Raw genomic sequence first — 17391 nt, forward strand, 5'->3', positions numbered from 1 at the left:
CTTCGCCAGAGACTCATGTTTCAGCAAGGCGGCAAGCAAATGAATCCCAATCAGCTTAACAAATTGAGTGATTGGGGTGCATGAGCGCAGTTAACCCCCTGTACCTGAAGTATGACGCGAATGTCCCGCTTCGCATGATATAGTTGGCCAAATAGCCGACTCTGCCGGGGGGCATCATGACCGCACCTTCCCTACTTGATCGCCAGGACATTCGTCAGCATGTGCGCCATCTGCGTCGCAACCTTACGCCTGAACAGCAGGAACAAGCTGCCGATCTGCTCGCCGAGCACGCTATCAACTTTGCGCCTATCGCTAATGCTCAACGCATCGCACTGTTCCTGTCGGTTGATGGTGAAATCAACACCCGTCCGCTGATCGCCAAACTGTGGCAGCAAAAAAAGCAGGTTTACCTGCCGGTACTGCATCCTTTCGCACCCGGCCATCTGCTGTTTCTGCGCTACACGCCTGAAACTTCTCTGACGCCAAACAAATTGCGTATCCCTGAACCGCCGCTGGATATCACGCAGATGGCCACACTCGATCAGTTGGATGTGATGCTGGTGCCGTTAGTGGCATTTGACCACCAGGGTCAGCGATTGGGCATGGGTGGAGGTTTTTATGATCGCACCCTGCAGCACTGGCAGCAGCATGGCTTTTTACCGATGGGCATTGCGCACGATTGCCAGCGTGTTGAGGCATTGCCAGTCGCGGCATGGGATGTCCCCTTGCCTGCTATTTTGACGCCGTCAAAGCTGTGGCAGTGGGATAGCGCCGAACGATAAAACAAAGGGCGCCAAACGATGTGGCGCCCTGAGCAATCAGCAAGATGAACGGGCACGCAAGGTGCCCTGAATCATCAGTACAGCAGACGGGCGCGAATGGTGCCCGGAATCGCTTTCATCAGCTGCAGCGCTTTTTCCGCCACATCTTCTTCTGCATCGATATCGATAACCACATAACCCATTACCGGCGAGGTCTGCAGATACTGAGCGGCGATGTTGATGCCCTGCTCGGCAAAGATCTGGTTAATCGCGGTCAGCACGCCAGGACGGTTCTCATGGATGTGCAGCAAGCGGCTGGCGCTGGCAGCGTGCATCGGCAGAGACACTTCCGGGAAGTTAACCGCAGACAGCGTAGAACCGTTGTCAGAGTATTTCGCCAGCTTGCCCGACACTTCCAGGCCGATGTTTTCCTGCGCTTCCTGAGTCGAGCCCCCGATATGTGGCGTCAGGATCACGTTATCAAACTCGCACAGCGGTGAGTTGAACGGATCGCTATTGGTCGCTGGTTCAACCGGGAAGACGTCGATGGCCGCGCCGGACAGATGCTTATTCGCCAGGGCGTCGCACAGGGCTGGAATATCAATCACGGTGCCGCGTGCGGCGTTGATCAACAGTGCGCCCGGCTTCATCAGCGCCAGCTCTTCAGCGCCAATCATGTTTTGCGTTGAAGCATTTTCTGGTACGTGCAGGCTGACCACGTCGCTCATATTCAGCAAATCGGACAGGTGGCGAACCTGTGTCGCATTACCCAGCGGCAGTTTGGTTTCGATATCGTAGAAGAACACGTGCATGCCCAGGCCTTCTGCCAGTACGCCCAGCTGCATCCCGATATGGCCGTAGCCAATGATGCCCAGTTTCTTACCGCGCGCTTCGAACGAGCCGTTAGCCACTTTGTTCCAGATACCACGGTGAGCTTTGGCGTTCGCTTCAGGGATCCCGCGCAGCATCAGCAGCATTTCACCAATCACCAGCTCAGCCACTGAGCGGGTGTTAGAGAATGGCGCATTGAAGACCGGCACACCGCGTTTTGCGGCCGCATTCAGGTCAACCTGGTTAGTACCGATACAGAAACAGCCTACTGCGACCAGCTTCTCAGCCGCCGCAAAGATCTCTTCAGTCAGTTGGGTACGGGAACGGATACCAATGAAGTGCGCATCGCGGATGGAGGACTTCAGCGACTCCGCATCCAGTGCCCCTTTGTGGAATTCGATGTTGGTGTAACCCGCAGCACGCAGATTATCCAGTGCACTCTGGTGAACGCCTTCCACCAGCAGGAACTTAATCTTGTCTTTTTCCAGTGATACCTTTGCCATTTCCCGACCCTATTCAGAATTCAACGAGGACTACCATAAGGTAGCCTTCTGCCAAAATATCAAAAATTTCGAGCGCGGCAATACAAACGATTGCCTGACCGCCAGCACGCGCCCACGTTGAGGCAGCACAAAGCCGTACAAAATCGTGGGATGCGAGTGCGCCGAAGTACGAACCTGCTGTTGATGAATCTTTTGTGACATAAGTCACCAAATTTCACCCCAGCAAGAAAAGATGTTTTGCAGATGGAAATAACCGGCGCAGCACTCGCGCCGGTGAGTACGCTATCAGATCAATAAGTGATGGTTTTCACACCCTCTGCCGTGCCGATCAACGCCACATCAGCACCACGCGCAGCAAACAAGCCCACGGTGACCACGCCCGGCAGTGCATTGATGGTTTTTTCCAATGCAATCGGGTCGAGAATACGCAGATTATGCACGTCGAGAATAATGTTGCCGTTGTCGGTCACCACGTTCTGACGATACTCCGGCTGGCCCCCCAGCTTCACCAGTTCACGCGCGACAAATGCACGCGCCATCGGAATCACTTCCACCGGCAGCGGGAAGTTACCCAGGATATCCACCTCTTTGGAGGCATCCGCAATGCAGATGAACTTCTTCGCCACCGCTGCGACAATTTTCTCACGCGTCAGCGCTGCGCCGCCGCCTTTGATCATCTGCATCTGTGGATTGATTTCGTCCGCGCCATCAACGTACACCGACAGCTCATCCACATTATTCAAATCAAAAACCGGAATCCCCAGGGCTTTGAGTTTTTCCGTCGAGGCTTCCGAACTGGAGACCGCGCCTTCAATTTGATCTTTCATGGTGCCGAGCGCATCAATAAAATGCGCCGCTGTTGAACCGGTGCCAACGCCAACAATGGTGCCGGGTTGCACGTATTGCAGTGCTGCCCAACCAACCGCTTTTTTCAGTTCATCCTGGGTCATGGTATGTTTAAAACCTGTGCGACATCGAAGTGCGCGTAGTATAAAACAAGGCGTCGTGAAAATGCGCGGCTGTTAACGCATCGATTTAAGCCTTTGGAAGCCAGCCCGCAAAAATCCGCCGCAGCACAATATGACAGTTTTGTGGCATAGTACTTTCCATCCTGAACGAGAGAGAACAACAATGAAACGCCCGGATTATCGAACGCTTCAGGCGCTGGATGCTGTGATTCGCGAGCGCGGTTTTGAGCGTGCGGCCCAAAAACTCTGCATCACGCAGTCTGCGGTTTCACAGCGCATTAAACAGCTGGAAAATTTATTTGGTCAGCCGCTGCTGGTGCGTACCGTGCCGCCGCGTCCGACCGAGCAAGGACAAAAACTGCTGGCACTGTTACATCAAGTCGAGTTGCTGGAAGAAGAGTGGCTGGGTGATGACAACGGCGGCACCACGCCATTGCTGCTGTCACTGGCGGTCAACGCCGACAGTCTGGCGACCTGGCTGCTGCCTGCGCTGAAAGATGTGCTGGCCGATTCACCGGTGCGCCTGAATCTGCAGGTCGAAGATGAAACCCGTACTCAGGAACGCCTGCGTCGTGGTGAAGTGGTTGGTGCTGTCAGTATTCAACCGCAGCCGCTGCCAAGCTGTCTGGTGGATCAATTGGGTGCACTGGATTATCTGTTCTGCGCCTCGCCGGATTTTGCTGCGCGCTACTTCCCGAATGGCGTCACGCGTTCGGCTTTGTTGAAAGCCCCTGCGGTGGCGTTTGACCATCTCGATGATATGCATCAGGCGTTTTTACAGCAGAACTTTGATCTGTCACCGGGTAGCGTACCGTGCCACATCGTTAACTCATCGGAAGCCTTCGTGCAGCTGGCGCGTCAGGGTTCGGTGTGCTGTATGATTCCGCACTTACAGATTGAGCGTGAACTGGCACAAGGGGATTTGGTGGATTTGACGCCGGGTCTTTATCAGCGTCGCATGCTTTACTGGCACCGCTTCGCGCCAGAGAGCCGCTTAATGCGCAGCGTGACGGATGCATTGATTGCACACGGTCATCGCGTATTGCGTCAGGATACGGCGACAGCCTAATCCCAATTACCGATGAGCATAGCGGCGCGGTTTATCGCATGAATGAACAGCAGTATTGCTGCCGTTCAGCGCCATAAATCACGCCGCTATGATTCAACGCATCAGATTACTGAGCTGTATTCGGCTTAATCTCGAACACCACATCCACCTGATCGTCAAAGTGAATGCTCTGCTGCTCATAGGTCTGCTGCGCGGTGGTATCCGCAGGGGCAGCAGCCGCTTTGTACATGCGCGCCATTGGCATTGGCTGATAGTTCGCCACGTGATAGCGGATGCTGTATACCGGGCCTAATTTCGCATTAAAGCCTTCTGCCAATGCGCCTGCCTGCTGAGTGGCGTTAGCAATCGCCGCTTTGCGTGCCTGATCTTTATAAGCATCGGCATTCGCCACGCCCAGCTCTACCGAACGGATTTCATTCAGGCCGGATTTCAGCGCGCCGTCCAGCAACTCATTCAGTTTATCCAGCTGACGTAAGGTCACCTGCACCTGACGCACCGCACGATAACCTTTCAGTACGGACTTCCCTTCTTTGGTGTAGTCATACTCGGGTTGCGTGCTCAGGTTTGCCGCATCAATATCTTTCTTTTCGATACCGTTCTTTTGCAGGAAATCGAAATATTGCGCCACGCGGTCATCAGCTTGTTTTTTCGCATCTGCCGCATCTTTCGAAGAAACATTCACCACGATGGAGAGTGTCGCGATATCCGGACGGGCATCCACGCTTGCCTGACCTGAGGTCACAACATGCGGGCCATTCGGGACTTCACCCGCTTGTACCATCGCTGACATTACGCCAGTGCTCATTACGGCGGCCAGCGCCAGTGCTTTCAGTTTCACGAAAGTCCTCCTTGAAGGTTCAATTTACAGGTCGCCACTATGGCTAAACCTAAAACACATTACTATGCGTGATGGTCTGAGTTTGAAATCACCAAAAAGTTCGGATAACTGCGGTTTTAACGTATCCGCGATCGCAAAACTATGCTGACAGATTCGCGGAAAGTTCGCCTTGGTGTTTCTATTAAAGAAACAATTCTAGCCTCCGGGAGAGTTGTATTATGACAGAACAGCCCCTTAGCCACAGTGCCGTTGCCGTTCGCGCCGGACGTACCCGATTCCTGATGTTGGGCCTGGTGTTTATCAACATCATCATCAACTACATGGATCGCACCAATCTCTCCGTGGCCGCCACGCAAATGGCCGGCGAACTGCGCTTTACGCCGATGGAGATGGGGTTGATCTTCTCTGCATTTGGCTGGATCTATGCGGCGCTGCAGATCCCCGGTGGTTTTCTGATCGATCGTCTCGGCGCGCGACTGGTGTATGGCGTAGGACTGTTTGCCTGGTCATTGATCACCGCTCTGCACGCGCTCGCCAACAGCTTCGGTGCGCTCTTCGGACTACGTCTGGGCGTTGGTGCTTTTGAAGCGCCGGTGATGCCTTCGAATAACCGCGTAATATCCAGCTGGTTCCCGGAACAGGAGCGTGCCAGCGCCATCGGTATCTACTCCTCGGCGCAGTTTGTCGGACTCGCCTGCATGACGCCGCTGCTGTTCCACGTGCAGGATGCCTTTGGCTGGCGCGGGCTGTTCCTGATTACCGGTGTGGCCGGGATGATCTGGGCGCTGGTGTGGTATCTGCTTTACCGTGAGCCACATGAGCATAAAGGCGTGTCAGAAGCCGAATTAAACTACCTGCGCAGCAACGGTGCCTTACTCGAGAGCCGTCAGCACACGCTGCAGCCGAAGGCCCGCTGGGCCGATCTGGCACAAATGTTTAGCAGCCGAAAACTGGTGGGTATCTATATCGGCCAGTTCACCATCTCCGCCACCTTTTGGTTCTTCCTCACCTGGTTCCCGACCTATCTGGTGGAGTATCGCCATATGGGCTTCATTAAAAGCGGCTATGTGGCTTCCGTTCCCTACTTCGCCGCTTTCTGTGGCGTACTGCTGGCAGGTTTCGCTTCGGATCGCATGATACGGAGAGGCGTGTCGCCCAGCGTGGCGCGTAAATTGCCGGTGATCCTTGGCCTGTTCCTGACGCTATTTATTCTTGGCGCCAATTACACTGACGACGCCACGCTCATCGTGCTGTTTATGTCGCTGGCGTTTTTTGGCAACGGCCTCGCGACCATCACCTGGGTGTTTGTCACCGCACTGGCACCTCGCCATCTGATTGGCTTAGCGGGCGGCGTATTCAATTTCACCGGTGCGCTTTCCGCTATTGTGGTGCCGATTGCTATTGGCGCGTTGATCGATGGCGACAATTTCGCGCCAGCACTCGGCTTTATTGCCGTGCTGGCCGCGATAGGCATTTGCAGCTATCTGTTCGTGGTCGGGAAAATCGAGCATGTCAGCGCGCACTGATCAGCACTTTCGCCAGCGACTGCAACTGCGTCACCCGCTGCTGCAGATGCGCATCGTCTGCCTGCCAGATTTTGGCAAACGCCAGCGCGGCGCGGTTGTTATTGATTGGCTGCGCCATGCTGATTTCTCCGTCATCACGGTGCCAGATCAAATGGCTTGCATCACGCTTGCGCGCCAGCAACGGCGCCATCTGCGCCCACTGTTCGTCGGTAAATCGTGGACGCAACTGCTCATCACTCTCTGTCGCCAGCAGCGACACACCAATCACCGACTGCCACGCCGGCAGCATGCGGAAACCGGCCAGCGCCTGGCTGGCACTGGTGCGCTCACCCGGTTCGGAGTGCCAGATGTAAATCACCTGGTCCTCCCACAGCACGCCCAGCGCCACCACGATGTCGCGTGGCGCGTGTGCTTCCAGTTGCGGCAGCGCCTGGGCAAACAGCGAGGAGCCGCGAATCGCCTGCGCCGCCAGAGCATGAATCCCCGGGCCGGGCAAATAGCGGCGATGTTCGTCCTGAATCGTCAGGCCAATCGAGGCCATGGTCATCAGCAGGCGGTTAACGCGTGTGCTGTTCATGTCCATCTGTCGCGCCAGTTCACGGCAGCCCACGGCTTTATCGCTGGAAACCAAATACTGCAAGCAGCGAATCCCATCAATCAGGCTTTGGTTGGGTTGAGAAGACATAGTTCACCCTGTGGCGCTCAAAACACCAATCTTAGCTTCAGCATGACAGGAAGCAAATGATGCAGACTTTCTCTTCGCAAAATGCGCGCCACTTCCCAGAGCAAAAATTACAGGCCGATCTGTTGGTGGCGGGCGGTGGGCTCGCGGGCGTGTGTGCCGCACTGGCCGCCGCGCGTGACGGATTACAGGTGGTGTTGGTTCAGGATCGCCCGGTTCTGGGTGGCAACGCATCGAGTGAAGTGCGCTTGTGGGCCAACGGGGCGACATCGCATATGGGCAACAACAACCGCTGGGCGCGCGAAGGCGGCATCATGGGCGAGATCATGGAGGAGAACCTGTGGCGCAACAAAGAGGGCAATCCGGTGCTGTTCGATATGGTGCTGCTGGATTTGGTGCAGTCGCAGCCCGGATTAACCCTGTTGCTCAATACCGTAGTCACCGATATCGAGAAATCAGATCGTCATTTGCAATCGGTGCGGGCCTTCAACGCCATCAATCAGACCCGCTATCACGTTAAGGCCAGCCAGTTTATCGATGCCAGCGGCGATGGCGTGCTGGGATATCTGGCGGGCGCAGCGCATCGCGTGGGTGCGGAAACCGTTGAAGAGTTTGGCGAAAAGATGGCGCCAGGCGAACATTTTGGCCACAAACTCGGCCACTCAATCTACTTCTACACCAAACGTACTTCGCAGCCGGTTCGCTTTGTCCCGCCCTCTTTTGCGCTTAAAGAGATTACCGCCATTCCGCGTTACAAACGCCTGACCTCCGATCTTAACGGCTGTGATTTGTGGTGGCTGGAATGGGGCGGACGGCTCGATACGGTGCACGAAAGCGAAACCATCAAATGGGAGCTGTGGAAAATCGTCTGGGGCGTTTGGGATTACATTAAAAACTCCGGCGAGTTCCCGGATGCCGATAACCTGACCATTGAGTGGGTAGGATTGATTCCCGGCAAACGCGAGAGTCGTCGCTTCCTTGGCGACACCCTGCTCTGCCAGCAGGACATCATCGAACAGCGCGATCACTACGACGCCGTCGCCTACGGCGGCTGGTCGATTGACCTGCATCCAGCCGATGGCGTTTACAGCGAACACGATGGCTGCCGCCAGTTTCACAGCAAAGGCACTTACACCATTCCGTTCCGTGCGCTTTACAGCCAGTCGCTGGATAATCTGCTGCTCACCGGTCGCTTAATTTCAGCCACCCACGTGGCCTTTGGCAGCGCGCGCGTGATGTGCACCTGCGGCGTACTGGGTGAAGTGGTGGGACGTGCGGCGGCAATCTGTCAGCAGCAGCAACTCACGCCGAAACAGCTGGCACAGCCGGAGCGCGTCACGCAGTTGCAACAACAACTGCTGCGTCAGGGCGCGTTTATCCCACGCCACCCACTGCTGAACCCGGTCAGTGATGCGCAGATCGAGGTCAGTAGCACCCTGCAACTCAGCGCCCTGCCTGCCGATGGCGGTTGGCAGTCGTTGCAATCGCGCTGTGCGTTGCTGCTGCCACTGAAAGCCGGTGAGCGCTTACCGACGATGTCCGTGCAGCTTCGCGCCAAACAGACGCAGAAACTGCAGGTTTCGCTGCTCACCAGTGACAATCCGGCCAACACCTGCGGCGATCAGTACATCGCCAACCAGACATTCACGGTTAACGACCAGGGCAGCTACCGCCTGAGTTTTGATTACCGGGCGGATGTCGATCGCTATTTGTTTATCGCCTTCGAAGAGCAGCCAGAGATTGAAGTGGCACTTACCCGCCAGCGCTTGCCAGGCGTGATGATGGTGTTCAACAGCCTCAATCCGCGCGTTGCCAAACGCACAAGGCAGATCAATGACGGCGATTACGGCGTGGATGAGTTTGATTTCTGGCTGCCGCGCCGTGCGCCACATCAGGTTCTGCTGGCGTTCGCGCTGGAGACGCCGCTAAAACTCTGGCATCGCGATTATTTACTCAACGGCAAATTGCGTCCGGAACAGCACACCAACTGTTGGGTGCCAGCACTGGATGATGCTCAGCCGACGGTCACCTGGCGATGGGAACTACAGCAACACGCACGCCAAATCACCCTGCTGTTTGATAACGACTTCGACCATGCGATGGAGACGGTGCAGATGGGTCATGCGCAGGCAGTGACGCCACATTGCACCACACATTACCGGTTATGGCTGGATGAGATGTTACTGGTGGAAGTGAAGGACAATCATCACTCGCTATGCCACCACGTCGTGCCGCAGGATGTCAGTTTCCGGCAGATACGCTTAGAGCTGATCGCCAGTGCGGGCGCGCTACCCGCACTGTACGGTTTACATCTGCATCAGAACGCGGCAATGCCCTGACGCGCTAACTGGATGGCGATAAACCACATCACGCCGCCCACCAGCAGATTGATGATGCGCTGAGCACGCACGGTGCGCAGTCGTGGCGACAGCCACGCTGCCAACAATGCCAAACCAAAAAACCAGATAATCGATGCGCTCACCGTGCCCAACGCGAACCACTGACGCGCGGCGGTAGAAGGCAGCTGACTGCCCAGGCTACCGAGCACTACAAAGGTGTCGAGATAGACATGCGGATTGAGCCACGTCACCGCCACGATGGTAGCAATAATGCGCCAGCGGCCTTGCTTCATCACTGCATCATCAGCCAGCGTCACATCGCCCTGCCACGCGCTGCGCAGTGCGCCCCAGCCATACCACAGCAGAAACGCCACTCCGGCCCAGGTGATCAGCATCAGTAAAATGGGGGATTGATTCAGCAATGCACTGCCGCCGAAGATGCCGCCGCAAATCAGCACGATGTCACTCAAAGTGCACAATCCAGCGGTCATCAAATGGTAATGGCGTTTGATGCCCTGATTCATTACGAATGCGTTTTGCGGGCCAAGCGGCAGAATCAGTGCAGCGCCAAGCGCAAGCCCTTGTAAGTAAACAGATAACACGATGATAGTCCTGAATAACGAGGTAATGCGATGCAGTATAGTGACGCGAAGATATTAGTGGAAATTGAAAGATTTAATCAGTCATTAGAGAAAATAATAAGGTCGTCATAAATGACGACCTTAAAATGATGTTGCGCAGTTTACAGTTTAAAGCACAACGCCACCGGGTGATTACTCGGCTTGCGCAGCCTGTTGCTGTTGCTCGCTTTTCACCTGATGCAGATGCACATCCATCTGCGGGTATGGAATACCGATACCGTTGGCATCCAGCGTACGCTTGAAGTTCTTCATCAGATCCCAGTAAACGTTCTGCAGGTCACTGCTTTTGCTCCAGCAGCGCACCACAAAGTTCAGCGAAGAAGCGGCCAGTTCGTTCAGGCCGATCTGGATACCCATATCCTGCAGTACACGCTCATCCGCTTCCACCACTTCACGGAACAGCGCAATCACCTGATCAACATCTGCGTCGTAAGCCACGCCGATAATAAATTCGTTACGACGAATCGGTTCACGCGAATAGTTGATGATGTTGCCAGCGATGATTTTACCGTTCGGCACCACCACAATTTTACCGTCGGCACTTTTCATGGTGGTGGAGAAGATCTGCACGTTCTGCACCGTACCCATCACGCCACCGAGGTCAACGAACTCACCGGTTTTGAACGGACGGAAGGTCACCAGCAGCACGCCTGCAGCGAGGTTCGACAGCGAACCTTGCAAGGCCAAACCTACGGCCAAACCAGCGGCACCCAGCACAGCGATCACCGAGGCGGTCTGCACACCCACGCGCCCCAATGCGGCAATAATGGTAAAGGCGATGATACCGTAACGTACCAGCGCAGAGAGGAAATCAGCCACGGTAGCATCAATATGACGCGCTACGAGGACGCGATTCACCGCATTGGAGATGATGCGCGCAATGAACATACCAATAATGATGGTGATGATCGCCGCAACGATATTCACCGCATAGCTCAGGATCAGTGCCTGATTACGTACCAGCCAGCCGCCGGCACTGTTAATGCCATCGACGACATTTAAGTCTTCCATTTGTTAGCCCTGTTGTTGAGTTTCCCGCAGGAAAATGCAAAAACGGCCAGATTAGCTCCGGCACTCCCGTGTACAAGGGTAAACAAAAATGGCATTAAGCGCCAAAGATGGGCTGAATTTACTCACTATTCCGTATCGAGTGCATAAAAAAAGGCCCTTTCGGGCCTTTTTTGTACTGTAAGGAAAAATTACAGCACGTCGACAGCGTTCAGCTCTTTGAAAGCCTGCTCTAAACGCACAACCATTGAAGCCTGTGCAGAGCGCAGCCATACGCGTGGGTCGTAGTATTTCTTGTTCGGGCTATCTACGCCATTTGGGTTACCCAACTGGCCTTGCAGATAGTCTTCGTTCTTTTTGTAGTACTGCAGGATGCCGTCCCAGGTCGCCCATTGGGTATCGGTATCGATGTTCATCTTGATTACGCCGTAACCAATAGACTCTTCGATTTCTGCAGCAGAAGAACCTGAACCACCGTGGAACACGAAATCCAGCGCATTGTGCGGCAGATTGTGTTTCTTGGTCACGTATTCCTGAGAATCACGCAGGATGGTTGGAGTCAGTTTCACGTTGCCTGGCTTGTACACGCCGTGCACGTTACCGAATGAAGCGGCGATGGTGAAACGCGGGCTGATTTTGCTCAGCTCGGTGTAAGCGTAATCAACATCTTCTGGCTGGGTGTACAGGGCAGAAGCGTCCATGTGGCTGTTGTCCACGCCGTCTTCTTCGCCACCGGTGCAACCCAGTTCAATTTCCAGGGTCATGTCGATTTTCGCCATGCGCGCCAGGTATTTAGAAGAGATCTCGATGTTCTCTTCCAGTGACTCTTCTGACAGATCGATCATGTGAGAAGAGAACAGTGGCTTACCGGTTTTCTTGAAGTGCTCTTCACCGGCATCCAGCAGACCATCGATCCATGGCAGCAGTTTCTTAGCACAGTGGTCGGTGTGCAGAATAACTGGCACGCCGTACTGTTCAGCCATCAGATGCACATGGTGCGCACCGGCGATAGCGCCGAAGATTGCTGCGCCCTGTGGCTTGTCGGTTTTGAAACCTTTACCGGCGATGAAGGCAGCACCACCATTGGAGAACTGAACGATGACCGGCGCTTTAACTTTGGCCGCAGCTTCCAGTACCGCGTTGATGGAGTCCGTGCCGACGCAGTTAACTGCAGGCAGAGCGAATTTGTTTTCTTTCGCTACTTGGAAAACTTTCTGAACGTCATCACCAGTGACAACGCCGGGTTTTACGAAATCAAAAATTTTAGACATGGTTGTGTCCTGTTTCGTTACCGTTCATCCCACAAAGGGACGTCGATTTTTTGCCCAGGATGGGCAAGCCTTCAGACGGCGCCGAAGCGCCGCCCCCAAAAATTACTGCTTAGCGCGCTCTTCCAGCATCGCTACCGCTGGCAGTTTTTTGCCTTCCACGAACTCGAGGAATGCACCACCGCCGGTAGAGATGTAGGAGATCTTGTCTTCGATACCGAACAGATCAATCGCTGCCAGGGTATCGCCGCCGCCCGCTACAGAGAACGCGTCGCTGTCTGCAATCGCGTTCGCCACGATTTCGGTGCCTTTGCGGAAGTTCGGGAATTCAAACACGCCAACCGGACCGTTCCACAGGATGGTTTTTGCCTCTTTCAGCAGTTTTGCCATCGCCTGTGCGGTTTCGTCACCGAAGTCCATAATCTCTTCGTTATCCGCCACTTCGGAAACCTTTTTCACGGTTGCCGGGGCAGTTTCAGAGAATTCCGTTCCGACGCGAGAGTCGGTTGGAACCGGAATGCCGTGCTCATCACGCAGCTTTTTCGCCGCTTCAACGAAGTCCGGTTCGTACAGTGATTTACCGACGTTGTTGTCGATAGCCACGAAGGTGTTAGCGATACCGCCACCAACGATCACGGTGTCAGCGATTTTCACCAGAGACTGCAGCACGTCGAATTTGGTCGATACTTTAGAACCACCAACAACCGCCACCAGCGGACGCTGTGGGTTGCTCATGACTTTACCCAGCGCTTCCAGCTCAGCAGAGAGCAGCGGGCCAGCACAAGCGATAGGGGCGAACTTGCCCACACCGTGGGTTGAAGCCTGCGCGCGGTGCGCAGTACCGAAGGCATCCATCACGAACACGTCGCACAGGGCGGCATATTTCTTCGACAGCGTCTCTTCGTCTTTCTTCTCGCCTTTGTTAAAGCGCACGTTTTCCAGAACCACCAGCTCACCCGCGCCGACTTCAACGCCGTCGAGGTAGTCTTTTGCCAGGGTAACGGTGGTGCCGTTCAGTTTGTCTTTCAGGTAGTTAACAACAGGCAGGAGTGAGAACTCTTCGTTGTATTCACCTTCGGTCGGACGACCCAGGTGAGAGGTAACCATCACTTTCGCGCCCTGTTTCAACGCCGCTTCGATGGTAGGCAGAGAAGCACGGATACGTGCATCTGACGTCACTTTCCCTTCTTTCACTGGCACGTTGAGATCGGCACGGATCAGAACGCGTTTACCAGCAAGATCCAGATCGGTCATCTTAATTACAGACATGGTGAACCCTCTCGTTGATTCTCATAAGTTTTGCCAGACGCAGTCCGCGTCTTACCTGAAACCGCTTGCGGCCATTGCTAACGTGGTGTCGATCATGCGGTTAGCAAAGCCCCATTCGTTGTCACACCAAACCAAGGTCTTGATCAGGTGATGACCACTGACCCGCGTTTGCGTGCCGTCCACTATGGCACTGTGCGGATCATGGTTAAAATCTACTGAGACTAACGGTAATTCCGTATAGTCAACTATACCACGAAACGCCCCTTCTGACGCGTTTTGCAGCAACGCATTGACCTCACACGCCTTCACGGCTTCACGTACCGAAACGCTCAAATCAATGGCTGTCACGTTGATGGTGGGCACACGGACAGCGATGGCTTCGAAGCGGTCATTAAATTTCGGAAAAATACGGGTAATGCCCGCAGCAAGACGCGTATCCACCGGAATAATCGATTGGCTGGCGGCACGGGTACGACGCAGATCGCTGTGATAGGCGTCAATCACCTGTTGGTCGTGCATTGCCGAGTGAATCGTGGTCACGGTGCCCGATTCAATACCGAAGGCGTCATCCAGCAACTTGATCACCGGAATAATGCAGTTGGTGGTGCAGGATGCGTTGGAGACAATGCGGTCAGTTTGTTTAAGAGCTTGTTCGTTAACGCCGAACACCACGGTGGCATCCAGGTCATTACCGCCCGGGTGCGAGAACAACACCTTCTTCGCACCCGCTTGCAGATGTGCTTCGCCATCTGCGCGGCTGCCATACACGCCGGTGCAATCCAGCACGATATCGACGTTCAGTTCCTGCCATGGCAGTGCATCGATATCGGCCAGGTGCAGAATGCGGATGGTGTCGTCGCCCACGAACAGCTGATCGCGCTCCTGGCGCACATCCCAGGCAAAGCGGCCATGGCTGGTGTCATACTTCAGCAAATGCGCCATGCCGGTGGCTTCAGCCAGTTCGTTGATCGCCACCACGGTAATTTCAGCGCGGCGGCCGGTTTCATACAACGCACGCAGCACATTGCGTCCGATACGACCAAAACCATTAATTGCTATGCGAACGGTCATCTCACTTCCTGCCACAACACCCAAAAAAACGTGCCAAATACCTTGAGCGTTTCGCTGCGTTTTGTACAGGGAATTATTGCCCGCTTAACGTTGCAAAATGATGCCACTCAATTGCAACTGAAACGGTTCAGCTAGAATAAAGCATGCGCGGAATAACAGGAATGATTGCGATCAATTGCGCTGCTGATTATTGGATCTACGTCACATATTTCGCATGTAAAAATTATTACTGCAGGAATAATTGAAGCGTTTCAGGTTGAAGGCGGGGTCTGAAATGAAAAAAGGTGCGCATAAAGCGCACCTTCGTTGGCGATCATCTAACCTGTCGGGCCGCCCTTGATGGCGACCGCTGATTACAGAATAGATTTCGCGGTGTTCACCACGTTCTCAACGGTGAAGCCGAACTCTTTGAACAGCAGCTCTGCTGGAGCAGACTCACCGAAGGTGGTCATGCCAACTATAGCGCCGTTCAGGCCGGTGTATTTGAACCAGTAGTCTGCGATACCCGCTTCGATAGCCACACGTGCAGCAACTGCTTTCGGCAATACAGATTCACGGTAAGCCGCGTCCTGTTTGTCGAAGGCATCGGTTGAAGGCATTGAAACAACGCGCACTTTGCGGCCTTCGCTGGTCAGCTTGTCATAAGCGGCAACGGCCAGTTCCACTTCTGAACCGGTAGCGATCAAGATCAGCTCTGGCGTACCTTCACTGTCTTTCAGCACATAACCACCGCGTGCCACGTTTGCCAGCTGCTCAGCGGTACGATCCTGCTGCGCCAGGTTCTGACGAGAGAAGATCAGAGCTGATGGGCCGTCAACGCGCTCGATAGCGTATTTCCAGGCAACCGCAGACTCAACCTGGTCACATGGACGCCACAGGCTCATGTTTGGAGTCACGCGCAGGCTGGCCATCTGCTCAACCGGCTGGTGCGTTGGACCATCTTCACCCAGACCGATTGAGTCGTGGGTATACACCATGATCTGACGAATCTTCATCAGTGCAGCCATACGTGCCGCGTTACGCGCGTATTCTACGAACATCAGGAAGGTTGCAGTGTACGGCAGGAAACCACCGTGCAGCGCCAGGCCGTTAGCGATCGCGGTCATACCGAACTCGCGCACACCGTAATGGATGTAGTTACCGGCTGCATCTTCGTTGATTGGCTTAGAACCAGACCACATGGTCAGGTTGCTTGGCGCCAGGTCAGCCGATCCGCCCATGTATTCCGGCAGGATCTTACCGAACGCTTCAATCGCGTTCTGAGAAGCTTTACGGCTGGCGATTTTAGCTGGGTTAGCCTGCAGCTGTTCGATGAACTTCTGCGACTCAGTTTCCCAGTTAGCTGGCAGCTCGTTGTTGGTACGACGCGTGAACTCAGCAGCCAGTTCAGGATGAGCAGCAGCATACGCAGCGAACTTCTTATCCCATGCAGATTCTTTTGCCTGACCGGCTTCTTTAGCATCCCACTGCGCGTAGATGTCTGAAGGAATTTCAAACGGCGCGTGGTTCCAGCCCAGCTGCTTACGGGTCAGTGTGATTTCGTCGTCGCCCAGTGGTGCGCCGTGCGAATCGTGGGTGCCGGCTTTGTTCGGAGAACCGAAACCGATGATGGTTTTGCACATCAGCAGTGAAGGTTTGTCTGAAACCGCTTTGGCTTCTTCGACTGCTTTCTTGATGGCGTCAGCATCGTGGCCGTCTACGCCACGCACTACGTGCCAGCCGTAAGCTTCGAAGCGAGCGGCGGTATCGTCAGTGAACCAGCCATCAACGTGACCATCGATTGAGATGCCGTTGTCATCATAGAAAGCAAGCAGTTTACCCAGTTTCAGGGTACCGGCGATGGAGCACACTTCGTGTGAGATGCCTTCCATCATGCAGCCGTCGCCCATGAACACGTAGGTGTTGTGGTCTACGATGTCATGGCCTGGACGGTTGAACTGTGCCGCTAAAGTGCGCTCAGCGATGGCGAAGCCGACTGCGTTAGCGATACCCTGGCCCAGTGGACCGGTGGTGGTTTCAACGCCAGCGGTGTAGCCGTATTCTGGGTGGCCTGGAGTTTTAGAGTGCAGCTGACGGAAGTTCTGCAGCTCGCTCATCGGCAGGTCATAACCGGTGAGGTGCAGCAGGCTATAAATCAGCATTGAGCCGTGACCGTTAGACAGCACGAAGCGGTCGCGATCTGCCCACAGCGGGTTAGTCGGATTGTGGTTCAGGAAGTCACGCCACAGCACTTCGGCGATGTCCGCCATGCCCATAGGGGCACCAGGATGTCCCGATTTGGCTTTCTGTACTGCATCCATACTTAACGCGCGAATGGCGTTGGCAAGCTCTTTACGAGAGGGCATCTTCTACTCCAGGTCGGATTAATGCTCCGCCGCGCTTAACGTATTGTAATTAATCAGTTATCAGGCGAAGCGAGAAAAAAGTCGCACATCAATGTACATGAAAATCGGGGCAAAAGTACATGCGTCGACGTGCTAAATAGCGGGTAAACGGTTGCAATTCGGGGCTTGTCTGCTAGCCAGTGAACAGGATGCGCGCTATAACCAAAGCGTTTGAACACCGATCTCAATTTCAGGTGTTTGTTTTCTCTACCTTGTTACGCAAAGGACCTCTC

14 protein-coding genes are annotated in these 17391 nt (G+C 54.6%); 4 read left to right on the forward strand and 10 right to left on the reverse strand.

The features are described from left to right. The first annotated feature begins 176 nt into the window (after positions 1–176). A complete protein-coding gene (locus tag AC1MDE_RS05475; RefSeq protein ID WP_097118032.1) occupies positions 177–782 on the forward strand; it encodes a 5-formyltetrahydrofolate cyclo-ligase in 606 nt (201 codons plus the stop codon). Positions 783–856: 74 nt separating this feature from the next. On the opposite strand, the gene serA is transcribed toward AC1MDE_RS05475, so the two are convergent. Together serA and rpiA are read right to left on the reverse strand one after the other, a co-directional pair. Further along, on the reverse strand, positions 857–2095 hold the full coding sequence (gene serA / locus AC1MDE_RS05480) for a phosphoglycerate dehydrogenase (RefSeq protein ID WP_480344367.1): 1239 nt from the start codon (positions 2093–2095) through the stop codon (positions 857–859). Between the two features lie 290 nt (positions 2096–2385). After that, positions 2386–3045: a ribose-5-phosphate isomerase RpiA gene (gene rpiA, locus AC1MDE_RS05485; RefSeq protein WP_058961895.1), complete on the reverse strand. Its 660-nt coding sequence runs from the start codon at positions 3043–3045 to the stop codon at positions 2386–2388. Between the two features lie 181 nt (positions 3046–3226). Between rpiA and AC1MDE_RS05490 the strand changes: the two genes are divergently transcribed. After that, positions 3227–4132: a LysR family transcriptional regulator ArgP gene (locus AC1MDE_RS05490; RefSeq protein WP_034823211.1), complete on the forward strand. Its 906-nt coding sequence runs from the start codon at positions 3227–3229 to the stop codon at positions 4130–4132. 106 nt (positions 4133–4238) lie between these two features. On the opposite strand, the gene AC1MDE_RS05495 is transcribed toward AC1MDE_RS05490, so the two are convergent. Further along, complete coding sequence (locus AC1MDE_RS05495) at positions 4239–4970, reverse strand: oxidative stress defense protein (RefSeq protein ID WP_045814671.1); 732 nt, start codon at positions 4968–4970, stop codon at positions 4239–4241. Positions 4971–5188: 218 nt separating this feature from the next. Here AC1MDE_RS05495 and AC1MDE_RS05500 point away from each other — a divergent pair, with 218 nt between their 5' ends. Beyond that, positions 5189–6496, forward strand: coding sequence for an MFS transporter (locus tag AC1MDE_RS05500; protein WP_479399454.1), 1308 nt, complete (start codon positions 5189–5191; stop codon positions 6494–6496). On the opposite strand, the gene AC1MDE_RS05505 is transcribed toward AC1MDE_RS05500, so the two are convergent. Beyond that, positions 6483–7181 carry an IclR family transcriptional regulator gene (locus tag AC1MDE_RS05505; RefSeq protein WP_479399456.1) on the reverse strand — a complete coding sequence of 233 codons (699 nt, stop codon included), beginning with the start codon at positions 7179–7181 and terminating at the stop codon, positions 6483–6485. The two genes, AC1MDE_RS05500 and AC1MDE_RS05505, sit on opposite strands and share 14 nt — an antisense overlap. A gap of 59 nt (positions 7182–7240) precedes the next feature. Here AC1MDE_RS05505 and AC1MDE_RS05510 point away from each other — a divergent pair, with 59 nt between their 5' ends. Continuing rightward, complete coding sequence (locus AC1MDE_RS05510) at positions 7241–9517, forward strand: FAD-dependent oxidoreductase (RefSeq protein WP_058961892.1); 2277 nt, start codon at positions 7241–7243, stop codon at positions 9515–9517. Here AC1MDE_RS05510 and argO read toward each other — a convergent pair. The 6 genes from argO to tkt all read right to left on the reverse strand — a co-directional run bounded on the left by argO (position 9496) and on the right by tkt (position 17119). Then, complete coding sequence (argO, locus tag AC1MDE_RS05515) at positions 9496–10119, reverse strand: arginine exporter ArgO (RefSeq protein WP_034823218.1); 624 nt, start codon at positions 10117–10119, stop codon at positions 9496–9498. The genes AC1MDE_RS05510 and argO overlap by 22 nt on opposite strands. A 171-nt stretch (positions 10120–10290) precedes the next feature. After that, positions 10291–11169 (reverse strand): small-conductance mechanosensitive channel MscS, encoded by an 879-nt coding sequence (gene mscS, locus AC1MDE_RS05520; protein WP_058961890.1) that lies wholly within the window; start codon positions 11167–11169, stop codon positions 10291–10293. 188 nt (positions 11170–11357) lie between these two features. Continuing rightward, entirely contained in the window at positions 11358–12437 is a 1080-nt protein-coding gene (gene fbaA, locus AC1MDE_RS05525; RefSeq protein WP_034823221.1) for a class II fructose-bisphosphate aldolase, read from the reverse strand. 102 nt (positions 12438–12539) lie between these two features. Then, complete coding sequence (pgk, locus tag AC1MDE_RS05530) at positions 12540–13703, reverse strand: phosphoglycerate kinase (RefSeq protein ID WP_166932861.1); 1164 nt, start codon at positions 13701–13703, stop codon at positions 12540–12542. Between the two features lie 51 nt (positions 13704–13754). After that, positions 13755–14774, reverse strand: a complete 1020-nt coding sequence (epd, locus tag AC1MDE_RS05535; RefSeq protein WP_034823224.1) for an erythrose-4-phosphate dehydrogenase — start codon at positions 14772–14774, stop codon at positions 13755–13757. Between the two features lie 353 nt (positions 14775–15127). Then, entirely contained in the window at positions 15128–17119 is a 1992-nt protein-coding gene (tkt, locus tag AC1MDE_RS05540) for a transketolase (protein ID WP_480344368.1), read from the reverse strand. Positions 17120–17391 lie beyond the last annotated feature (272 nt).

The sequence above is a fragment of the Pantoea folii genome (assembly GCF_056678875.1).